This window comes from Mesorhizobium sp. M7A.F.Ca.CA.003.01.2.1, from assembly GCF_003998945.1.
GTDB lineage: Bacteria > Pseudomonadota > Alphaproteobacteria > Rhizobiales > Rhizobiaceae > Mesorhizobium > Mesorhizobium ciceri.
Genome location: NZ_RZRA01000120.1, coordinates 1 through 8432 on the forward strand (window position 1 = coordinate 1; position 8432 = coordinate 8432).

At 64.0% G+C, this 8432-nt stretch carries 11 protein-coding genes; 2 read left to right on the forward strand and 9 right to left on the reverse strand.

Translation table 11 applies throughout. The annotated features are described in order from the left end of the window. From EN969_RS07650 to EN969_RS07675, 6 genes are all read right to left on the reverse strand, one after another. On the reverse strand, window positions 1–460 hold a 460-nt coding region (locus EN969_RS07650), incomplete at its 3' end, for a DUF480 domain-containing protein (RefSeq protein ID WP_164758173.1). 32 nt (window positions 461–492) lie between these two features. Continuing rightward, the gene (locus EN969_RS07655) at window positions 493–1272 is read right to left on the reverse strand and encodes a succinate dehydrogenase iron-sulfur subunit (RefSeq protein ID WP_013528877.1); all 780 of its coding nucleotides are present in this window, start codon (window positions 1270–1272) and stop codon (window positions 493–495) included. A gap of 9 nt (window positions 1273–1281) precedes the next feature. Beyond that, window positions 1282–3117, reverse strand: a complete 1836-nt coding sequence (sdhA, locus tag EN969_RS07660; RefSeq protein ID WP_063169528.1) for a succinate dehydrogenase flavoprotein subunit — start codon at window positions 3115–3117, stop codon at window positions 1282–1284. Between the two features lies 1 nt (window position 3118). Further along, entirely contained in the window at window positions 3119–3514 is a 396-nt protein-coding gene (gene sdhD / locus EN969_RS07665; RefSeq protein ID WP_013528875.1) for a succinate dehydrogenase, hydrophobic membrane anchor protein, read from the reverse strand. A gap of 2 nt (window positions 3515–3516) precedes the next feature. Then, on the reverse strand, window positions 3517–3936 hold the full coding sequence (gene sdhC, locus EN969_RS07670; protein ID WP_063169529.1) for a succinate dehydrogenase, cytochrome b556 subunit: 420 nt from the start codon (window positions 3934–3936) through the stop codon (window positions 3517–3519). Between the two features lie 261 nt (window positions 3937–4197). Beyond that, a complete protein-coding gene (locus EN969_RS07675) occupies window positions 4198–4626 on the reverse strand; it encodes a hypothetical protein (RefSeq protein ID WP_063169530.1) in 429 nt (142 codons plus the stop codon). Between the two features lie 261 nt (window positions 4627–4887). On the opposite strand from EN969_RS07675, the gene EN969_RS07680 reads away from it, so the two are divergent. Beyond that, the gene (locus tag EN969_RS07680; protein ID WP_024504989.1) at window positions 4888–5250 is read left to right on the forward strand and encodes a hypothetical protein; all 363 of its coding nucleotides are present in this window, start codon (window positions 4888–4890) and stop codon (window positions 5248–5250) included. Here EN969_RS07680 and EN969_RS07685 read toward each other — a convergent pair. Both EN969_RS07685 and EN969_RS07690 read right to left on the reverse strand, forming a co-directional pair. Next, window positions 5234–6442, reverse strand: a complete 1209-nt coding sequence (locus tag EN969_RS07685) for a GGDEF domain-containing protein (protein WP_063169531.1) — start codon at window positions 6440–6442, stop codon at window positions 5234–5236. The two genes, EN969_RS07680 and EN969_RS07685, sit on opposite strands and share 17 nt — an antisense overlap. 73 nt (window positions 6443–6515) lie before the next feature. Further along, complete coding sequence (locus EN969_RS07690) at window positions 6516–7712, reverse strand: GGDEF domain-containing protein (protein WP_063169532.1); 1197 nt, start codon at window positions 7710–7712, stop codon at window positions 6516–6518. Between the two features lie 159 nt (window positions 7713–7871). Between EN969_RS07690 and EN969_RS07695 the strand changes: the two genes are divergently transcribed. Beyond that, window positions 7872–8189, forward strand: a complete 318-nt coding sequence (locus EN969_RS07695; RefSeq protein ID WP_013528869.1) for a hypothetical protein — start codon at window positions 7872–7874, stop codon at window positions 8187–8189. A gap of 38 nt (window positions 8190–8227) precedes the next feature. Here EN969_RS07695 and EN969_RS07700 read toward each other — a convergent pair. Next, a partial coding sequence (locus EN969_RS07700) for an aconitase family protein (RefSeq protein WP_245467424.1) occupies window positions 8228–8432 on the reverse strand: 205 nt, incomplete at its 5' end.

The window sequence follows — 8432 nt, forward strand, 5'->3', positions numbered from 1 at the left end:
GGCCCGGTCCGCGTGGGATTTCCTGGATGAGTGGCGGTCGGCGGCCCATCAGCATGTCGAGCTCGGCGCGCAAATCTTCGATCGACGAAAACCGTGCCATGCGCTCGGTGCGCGCCGACAATTCATGGGCCGTCTGCGGCCCGCGCAGCAACAGCAAGCCGATCAAGGCGGTCTGCGGTGTGGTCAGCGAGAAGCGCTGCGCCATCTGGTGCTCGTAGCGCTCGACACGCGAACCGAACATCTGCCGCACCAGCCCCTTTTGTTCGAGCAGCTTCAGCCCCCGGTGCACCTCGCTCTGCTCCAGCGCCATCACCGGCTCGCGCGCCGTCTTCTGGTTGGCGGCGGCCAGTGCCGCGTTGAGCGTCAGCGGATAGACATCCGGCGTCAGCTCCTTCTTCTCGATCAGGCAGCCGAGAATGCGAGCTTCCACAGGGGAAAGGATGGGAAGGTCATCGCTCATTGGATTACTCTCGCCGGCAACCAACCAACCGCCTAAACCCTTCTCTCCACCATCATCTTCTTGATCTCCGCGATCGCCTTGGCCGGGTTGAGGCCTTTGGGGCAGGTCTGCGCGCAGTTCATGATGGTGTGGCAGCGATAGAGCCGGAACGGGTCTTCGAGATTGTCGAGCCGCTCGCCGGTGGCCTCGTCGCGGCTATCGATCAGCCAGCGATAGGCCTGCAGAAGCGTTGCCGGGCCGAGATAGCGGTCGCCGTTCCACCAATAGCTCGGGCACGAGGTCGAGCAGCAGGCGCACAATATGCATTCATAGAGCCCGTCGAGCTTCTCGCGGTCCTCATGGCTCTGCAGCCACTCCTTGGCCGGCTCCGGCGACACCGTCTTCAGCCAAGGCTGGATCGACGCGTGCTGGGCGTAGAAATTGGTGAGGTCGGGCACCAGATCCTTGACCACCTGCATATGCGGCAGCGGGTAGACTTTTACCGCGCCCGAAATGTCGTCGCAGCCCTTGGTGCAGGCGAGCGTGTTGGAACCGTCGATGTTCATGGCGCAGGAGCCGCAAATGCCTTCGCGGCAGGAACGCCGCAAGGTCAGCGTCGGGTCGATCTTGTTCTTGATCCACAGCAGCGCGTCGAGCACCATCGGCCCGCAGTCGTCCATGTCGACGAAATAGGTATCGATGCGCGGGTTCTCGTCGTCGTCCGGCGACCAGCGATAGATGCGGTATTCCCGCAGATTGGTGGCGCCCTCCGGCTTCGGCCAGGTCTTGCCCGGCTTGATCTGCGAATTCTTGGGGAGCGTGAGTTCAACCATGTTCGATCCTCAATACACTCTGGCCTTGGGCGCGATCTTGGCGAGGCTGATGCCGCCGTCCTTTTCAGCCAGCTGCGGCTCGGTGTGCACCGGCCGGTAGGAGAGTGCCACCTCGCCGTCTTCGCTCAGCCTGGCCAGCGTATGCTTGCGCCAGACCGCGTCGTCGCGCGCCGAAAAGTCCTCGCGTGCGTGCGCGCCACGGCTCTCCTTGCGCGCCTCGGCGCTGTAGACCGTGGTGATGGCATTGGCCATCAGGTTTTCCAGCTCCAGCGTTTCGACCAGATCGGAGTTCCAGATCATCGAGCGGTCGGACACTTTGATGTCCTTCAACTCGCCCCAGATCTGCGAAATGCGCTTACAGCCATTTTCGAGCGACTCCTGCGTGCGGAATACGGCCGCGTCTTCCTGCATCGCCTTCTGCATCTTTTCACGCAGCACCGCCGTCGGTGTCGAGCCGTTGGCGTAACGCAGCCGGTCGAAGCGGTCCATGATCTTTTCGACCGAGGCTTCGTTGGGCGAAGGGATCGCCGACTTGCGGTCGATGACCTGGCCGGCGCGGATCGCCGCCGCGCGGCCGAACACCACAAGATCGATCAACGAATTCGAACCGAGCCTGTTGGCGCCGTGCACGGAGGCGCAGCCGGCTTCGCCGACAGCCATCAATCCGGGCGACACCTGGTCTGGATTGAGCGCCGTCGGATTGAGCACCTCGCCCCAGTAATTGGTCGGCACGCCGCCCATATTGTAGTGGACCGTGGGCAGCACCGGGATCGGCTCCTTGGTCAGGTCGACACCGGCAAAGATCTTGGCCGATTCCGAAATGCCCGGCAGCCGCTCATGCAGGACGGCGGGATCGAGATGGTCGAGATGCAGGAAGATGTGGTCCTTGTTCTTGCCGACGCCGCGGCCTTCGCGGATCTCCAGCGTCATGCAGCGCGAGACGACGTCGCGCGAGGCAAGGTCCTTGGCTGACGGCGCGTAGCGCTCCATGAAGCGCTCGCCCTCGGAATTGACGAGATAGCCGCCCTCGCCGCGCGCACCCTCGGTGATCAGGCAGCCGGCGCCATAGATGCCGGTCGGGTGGAATTGCACGAACTCCATGTCCTGCAGCGGAAAGCCGGCACGCGCGGCCATGCCGCCGCCGTCGCCGGTGCAGGTGTGCGCCGAGGTGGCCGAGAAATAGGCGCGGCCATAGCCGCCGGTCGCCAGCACCACCATCTTGGCCGAGAAGCGGTGGATGGTGCCGTCATCCAGGTTCCAGGCGACGACACCGGTGCAGGTGCCGTCCGGCTCCATGATCAGGTCGAGCGCGAAATACTCGATGAAGAACTGCGCATTGTTCTTCAGCGACTGGCCGTAAAGCGTATGCAGGATGGCATGCCCGGTGCGGTCGGCGGCGGCACAGGTGCGCTGCACGGGGGGACCTTCGCCATAGTTCATCATGTGGCCGCCGAACGGCCGCTGGTAGATCTTGCCCTCTTCGGTGCGCGAAAACGGCACGCCGTAATGTTCGAGCTCGTAGACCGCGGCCGGCGCCTCGCGCACCAGATATTCCATGGCGTCGACATCGCCCAGCCAGTCCGAGCCCTTGACGGTGTCGTACATGTGCCATTGCCAGGAATCGGGACCCATGTTGGACAGCGAGGCGGCAATGCCGCCTTGCGCCGCCACCGTGTGCGAGCGGGTCGGGAACACCTTGCTGATGCAGGCGGTGCGCAGCCCCTGTTCGGCCATGCCGAGCGTGGCGCGCAGGCCGGCGCCGCCGGCGCCAACGACCACCACGTCGAACTTGTGGTCGACAAGGGTATAGCCTGCCGTGTTGGCTTGTTTCGCGTCCTTGGCCAACTCAGCCTCCGAATGCCAGCTTGAGCAGGGCGAAGATCGAGGCGACGCCGACCGCTATGGTGAAAAATGTATTGAGCGCGATCAGCGCCAGCTTCATGCCTTCGCCATGCACGTAATCCTCAATGATCACCTGCATGCCGATCCGCATATGGGTGAGACCGGAGATGAGCACCAGGGCCATCACCAGCGCCACGAACGGGTTGGCAAGGGCTGCCCGCACATGCTCGTGGTCGGCGCCGTTGAGCGCGATCAGGAAACCGACGAAGAACAGGATCAGCGGGATGTTGGCGATCGCGGTCAGGCGCTGGCGCCAGAAATGCCCGGTGCCCTCGCGGGCGGAGCCGAGGCCGCGGACCCTCGCCAGCGGCGTGCGCATGTCGGTGTTTTTGCCGCTCATCATCAAGCTCCCCGCGCCATGGTGCCGGCGATCCAGATCAGCAGCGTGAGCAGGATCGAGCCGGCCAGCGTCGCCCAGGCGATCTTCGAGGCGGTATGCTTTTCCAGGCCCGCGCCCGTGTCCCAGATGAGGTGCCGTACGCCGCCCAGCATATGATGCATCAGCGCCCAGGTGTAGCCGAACAGGATGATCCGGCCGAGCCAGGTGCCGAAGGCCGAATTGGCCCAATCGAAGGTCGCCTGCGAGCTTGCCGCCGCCATCAGCCACAGGGCGACCAGCAGCGTGCCGAAATACAGCGCGCCGCCGGTGATGCGGTGAATGATCGACATCGTCATGGTGATCGGCGGCCGGTACACGGTGAGGTGCGGCGAAATCGGCCGTTCACGTCTGGCAAATTCGCGGGTGGCTGGTGATTTGCTCATGGCTCCCCCAGTTCGGCGTCTCTCTGGAGCCTCAGGTGGAAATGCGGCATTGCCGCTTCCGGTTGCGACTTCGGACAGCCGGTTTCTAATGCTCTTTTTGCACCGCGTCAAAGCCAGAAAACCGTTTCGAAAACGTAATTTAGTCTGACTAAAAGGCGGGCTTTGGCTTCAATCGATTAGGCTGGGAAGGCCTGAAGCCGGCTCGATATCGCTGCAGTGCAACATATCTGGCTCCAGGGCCCAGCGGTGGTGAGACTGGCGTCAGCGTTTGCAGGTCTGCGGCGTCGATCCCTTCTTCATCACCAGCGCCTCGCGCCCGTCGATCACGATTGCGTCATGCGTGGCCGCCTGGTAGCGGCTGCTCTGGTTGGCAGGCGACGCCGCAAACTCCTCGGTCGCGCCGTCGGACCCGACCACACGCAACGACGTGCCTAGATTTTGGATGAAAATCATACCGTTGTTGCCGCATCTATAGGTGGCCGTGCCTATGCCTGGTCGCGGCGCGGTAAGGTCGGTGATGATCTTGGGTGCAGCTGCCGGAGGCACCGCGGCTGCGACGGACTGCTGGGCCGGCGCAGGTGAGACGACGACGGTATTGGCTGCCTTCGGCGCGCTGTCTTGCGGCACACAGGCAGCGACGACACCGAGCAACGGGAAAACGGACACCCAAATCGGCCGGCGTAGCGCCATATGCTGTCCTCCCGCGCGGCAAGCGGCCACGATGCTTTGTCCAGATCACGATCGTCCCGACGCCAAGGCGGACGCCGCCGCGATGGTGCGGCCAAGCATGGCCGAATGATGGCCACCGGGTTTTCCATCCAGTCGGATATTAACGGATATTAACCATGTTTACCGAGACATCGCCGCCAAACGCGCCGGCCTCTTAACAAAGGTTAAGAAACCGTTAATTTCTGATTCGAGGAGGCTTTCCCTCAAGACACGGAGGACGCCATGCGTTCGAATTCGGGCAAATCGCGCCTTGCGGCGCTCGTCGTAGCAGCCTCGGTCGCCGGCCTTGCAGCGCCAGCGCTTGCCGGCGCACGGCATCAGGATCGCGTCTACGCCGATTCCTTCGGCAACCTCGTCGTCGACAGCGCCGCCGGCTACAAGCGCATCATCGTCGGCCAAGGCAGGCTGGCCAAGCAGCTCTCCGACTACACCAGCGCCGGCCAGCCCAAGGTGATCTACGAGAACGAAGCCGACGAAATCGGCGGTTATAGCGATTGCTACCGGCCGCCGGTGCTGGTGAAGGGCCGCTCCTATATGTACGGCCTCTCCGACGGCGAGATGCCCGAACTCAGCCCCTGCCGTTAGCTTCCGTTCCGGCTGACGACCAATTGCCGGCAGGCCCGACGGAGACGCGCACGCAATCGCGCCCGGCATTCTTCGCCTGATAGAGCGCCTGGTCGGCCCGCCGCATCAGATCGGCAAAGTCTTCGCTCGCATGGAGTTCGGCGACGCCGAAGCTCGCGGTGCAGCGGTTGTCAGCCGGCAGTCCGTCTATGGGCAGCGCGCCGAAGGCGCTGCGCGTCCCCTCGGCGAACAGCCGCGCCGCGGCAAGGTTGGTTCCCGGCAGGATGATGGCGAACTCCTCGCCGCCAATGCGGCCGGCAACGTGATGCGCGGCGGCGGCTTCACGCAGGAAGCCTGCAAAAGTCTCGATCACCCGGTCGCCGGACGCATGGCCGAAGCTGTCGTTGACGCTCTTGAAATGATCGAGATCGGCTATGACCAGCGCGACCGGCACGCCTTGCCGCAGGGCGCCAAGCACCGCCAGTTCGGCATGGCGGGTGAAGCCGCCGCGATTGAGCAGGCGCGAAAGCGTGTCCGTCTCCGACTTCGACGTCACTTCGGCAAGCACGTCGCGAACCAGGATGGCCAGCATCAGCAGCGCCAGCGCCAGCGCAAAGACAGTGCCGAGCGATTGCGACACCAGCGCGTAGTTGCTTTGCAGATAGGCTTGCGGATTGGCGCCCCAGCCGCCGAGCGCATGGGCGATGAATGGCTTGGAGGCAAACTGCAGGCCGCTCGCCGCCAGCACGGCCATCAATATGCGATCGAGACGGGCAAGCTTTTGCCTCGATGACCAGACGATGGCCAGCCCGATGAACTGCATGACCGCATAGGGAAGCTGGTAAGCCATGATGCGGATCAGCGACTGGCGGGGCAGGTCCTGTACGAAATACACAGCTATGGTGGTGGCCAACAGGAAAAACAGCATCGCCTTCCAGGGCGGCGCCACGCCGTATTTGCGGGCAAGCCCGCCATTGAACGCAATGGTGGCGGCAAGGAAGACCGCGAAGGCGGCAACGACCGGGAGCCGCGCGTCGGCAAAAGCGGGAATGGAGAATTCGATGGCCGAATAGGCCATGCCCAGCAGATAGCCAAATGCCAGCCAGCGCGCCGGCGCCCGGCCGACATCGTGGAAGGCGACCGCCATGAAGCAGGCCGCCAGCAGGCCGGCAACCGACAGATTGATCAACAGGATGAAGTTGGCGCCGCTCATGTTCTCCCGCACCCGCGCCGACAGCTAATCATCGACGGGCGAAGAAGACGTTAACGTCCTGGCCGGCCAGGATTCAGCCGGTCTTGAGCGGCTCCGGCAGGAACGCCGTTTCCGGCCGCTCATAGGACAGGCGTACACTGTCGCGGCCGTTCTTCTTGGCCTTGTAGAGCGCATCGTCGGCACGGCGCATCAGCGGCTCCAGCGCCTCGTCACCGCTGCGGGCCGCCACGCCGAAGCTTGCCGTCACCTTCGTTCCCTGGGGAAGCCCGTCGACATGGCCGGCCGAATAGACCGTGCGCACCGCTTCGGCGAACAGCCGTGCCGCGGCAAGATCGCTGAGTGGCAGCAGCACGGCGAATTCCTCGCCGCCGATACGCCCGGCAACACCGCGCGCGCCGGCCGCCGACCGAAGCTTGGCGGCGAAATCGGCAATCACGCGATCGCCCGCCCCATGCCCATGCACATCGTTGAGCGCCTTGAAATGATCGAGGTCGGCCAGCACCAACGCGACCGGGAACCGCGCCGAGGCGCAGTGCCGCAAGAGCAGCATGCCGCGCTCCTCGAAGCCACGCCGGTTGAGCAGGCCCGACAGGGGGTCGGTAAAGGTCTCGGTCTTCAACGCCTTCAACACGTCGAGTGCCGCGGCGGAAAACAGGCACAGCGCGATAAGCAGCGACAGCAGCGCGTGCGACAGCAGCGCCGTCGTCCAGTAGGACGAGCCATAGAACCCGTCATAGCTCGTGAAGGGCCCGTGCGCGATGACGACGATAAGGGTGCGCACGAAGAAGTTGACGCCCGACAGCAGCGACAGCACGAACAGGATTTTCTCGGTCGGGCCGTTGTTGCGCACCGGGCGCAGTTCGGCGGCAACCAGAAGGCTGATACCGCCGAAAGCGAAGTTCATCGCCAGGATGCGCCAGGTGAGATCCGGCGCGATGAACAGGAACCAGCAGAACGACGCCAGTCCCCCGCAGGCCAGCGCGCCGATCCCCACATAGGGCACCTTGCGGCCATAGCGGTGGACGATGGCGCCGGCCAGGCAGCAGCCGGCGATGCTGAAGCAGATGTTCGACACCAGCTTGGTCAGCGGCATGCCGATCGGCAAGGTGAAATACTGAAGCAGGAAGCCCACCGCCGAGAGACTGTAGCTGAGCGCCAGCACGGCCAGATAGGGGCGGTGGCGCTGATAGGACCATAGCACGAGGAACGCCGCGCCGAGCGCCAGCGCGATCGTCGGGTTAAGCAGCGCTATGAGCAGACCCGTGTCCAAACGACTATGACTTCCCCTCGCTTACGTCGGGGAAGAGCTTAGAGGGCAAGCCCAAACAAGCGGTTAAGCCTCGCCGCAAGCAGGACCGCCATCTCAAAATAATGTCAGGGAACCGCCGTCTCCGGTCAGCGTTCCTTCGTTGACAATCTGGAGCGACCGATGGCCGACACAATCACACTGACCGACCACGATGCGATCCGCTCGTGGGCTGCCGGGCGCGCCGGCTTTCCCGCAATCGTCGACATCTCGCCCGAAGCGGGGACGCAGCCCATGTTGAGGCTGGTCTTCGGCCAGCACGCCTATCAGGATCAGGACCAGCCTGAACGGCCGCTCAATGCGGGGGGCTATGAACTCGTCGAATGGGACGAATGGTTCAAGCTCTTCGAAGAACAACAGCTTGCGCTTGTGGTCGCGGCCGAACAGCCCGGACGCCGCGAGGAGTTCCACGAACTCGTCCGCCGCGACGGGAAGCGTTGACCCGAGCCGGGTGCGGCTCGGGTCCGTTCAAGTCTGGACTACTTCCACTCGCGAATGTCGACGAAGTGGCCGGCGATCGCCGCCGCGGCCGCCATCGCCGGCGACACCAGATGGGTGCGGCCCTTGAAGCCTTGCCGGCCCTCGAAATTGCGGTTCGAAGTCGAGGCGCAGCGTTCATGCGGCTTCAGCCGGTCGTCGTTCATGGCCAGGCACATCGAGCAGCCCGGCTCGCGCCAATCGAAA

Excerpts from the sequence above, each read along its gene's own strand:
- EN969_RS07655 (WP_013528877.1), bottom strand. The coding sequence starts at position 1,272 with ATGGTTGAACTCACGCTCCCCAAGAATTCGCAGATCAAGCCGGGCAAG.
- sdhD (WP_013528875.1), bottom strand. The coding sequence starts at position 3,514 with ATGAGCGGCAAAAACACCGACATGCGCACGCCGCTGGCGAGGGTCCGC.
- sdhC (WP_063169529.1), bottom strand. The coding sequence starts at position 3,936 with ATGAGCAAATCACCAGCCACCCGCGAATTTGCCAGACGTGAACGGCCG.
- EN969_RS07675 (WP_063169530.1), bottom strand. The coding sequence starts at position 4,626 with ATGGCGCTACGCCGGCCGATTTGGGTGTCCGTTTTCCCGTTGCTCGGT.
- EN969_RS07680 (WP_024504989.1), top strand. The coding sequence starts at position 4,888 with ATGCGTTCGAATTCGGGCAAATCGCGCCTTGCGGCGCTCGTCGTAGCA.
- EN969_RS07685 (WP_063169531.1), bottom strand. The coding sequence starts at position 6,442 with ATGAGCGGCGCCAACTTCATCCTGTTGATCAATCTGTCGGTTGCCGGC.
- EN969_RS07695 (WP_013528869.1), top strand. The coding sequence starts at position 7,872 with ATGGCCGACACAATCACACTGACCGACCACGATGCGATCCGCTCGTGG.